The sequence below is a fragment of the Oleiphilus sp. HI0086 genome (genome assembly GCF_001635225.1).
This window is the reverse complement of sequence record NZ_LWFZ01000645.1, coordinates 1-1,236: the sequence shown is the minus strand read 5'-3', so window position 1 is coordinate 1,236 and position 1,236 is coordinate 1. Positions and strand designations below refer to the sequence as shown.

Genomic DNA, 1,236 nt, shown 5'->3' with positions numbered 1-1,236 from the left:
CTCGGAACGAGTACAGGGTAGCCTTGTTGTTCAAAGGCGTCTTTCAGTTCATCTAATATGTCTGGTGTGCTCCACATTCCGTGGATCAAGACAACAGGAGGTAGAGATTTCATACTTCTACCTCCTCAACTTTTTCGGTCGTTTGTGTCTTTTCTTTGGCGACGGAAGGCGTACTTGTTTCAGTTTTTTCTACCTTATGAAAAGCTTCAAGAGGCGTGTTGTCATCAAAACGAAGTACACCGTCGTCGAGTTTGCTGTGTTTGATGGCAAAGATGTCTTTGAAGTAAAAGTCCTTATTGCACCATGGAAAGGACTCTCCCTGGCCAGGCAAGCGGTCGAGAGCTCTTAATACGTAGCCAGATTTCAGTGCAACAATGGTGCTTTGTTTGGCGTTTGGTTCACGGTAAGGGTAGACACTTTGGTANCCATTTTGCTCCATGTGTTCCAATAGGCGGCAGACATAATCAAAGGTCAGCTCTGCTTTGAGCGTCCAGGAAGAGTTAGTGTATCCAAAGACCCAAGCAAAGTTTGGCATTTGGCTGAACATCATGCCTTTATAGTTGGTTAGCTTAGGCGCATCGACGTCGTGACCATCGACACTCAGTTTCATTTTTCCCCATAGCTGAAGATCGAGCCCTGTGGCGGGAACAATAATATCGGCTTCAATTTCGTCGCCCGACTTCAACAATATTCCTTTCTCAGTGAAGCGCGCTATATGCTCAGTGACGATACTCGCTTTGCCGGAACGAACTGAATTGAATAAATCTGCATCAGGTACCAGGGCCATACGCTGATCCCATGGATTGTAGGTGGGCTTGAAATGAGTATCGACGTCAGCTGCTCCCGCCAGTGCTTTCCTATTCATATCTCTGACAAGCTTACGAATAAAGTTTGGAAAGCGTTTGGATAACATAAATACCATTTGCTGCATGGTAGTGTATTTGGCGCGCATGATTCTATTCGTTAGGCCCGCCGGGAGTATTTTAGAGATTCTTCTAAATAACATGTCTGAAGCGGGGCGAGAGTAGACGTAGCTTGGCGAGCGCTGAACCATGGTGACATGAGCTGCTTTCTTTGCCATTGCGGGTACAACGGTGACGGCCGTCGCACCACTGCCTATGACAATAACGCGCTTACCTGAGTAGTCCATATCAACAGGCCATTGCTGAGGGTGGGCAATGGTTCCTTTGAAGTCATCATAGCCTTCGAAATTTGGCAGGTAACCTTTTTCATAAT

1 protein-coding gene is annotated in these 1,236 nt (G+C 46.6%); it reads right to left on the bottom strand.

All coding sequences use genetic code 11. The annotated features are described in order from the left end of the window. Positions 1-109 precede the first annotated feature (109 nt). A partial coding sequence (locus A3756_RS08900) for an NAD(P)/FAD-dependent oxidoreductase (RefSeq protein WP_068553357.1) occupies positions 110-1,236 on the bottom strand: 1,127 nt, incomplete at its 5' end.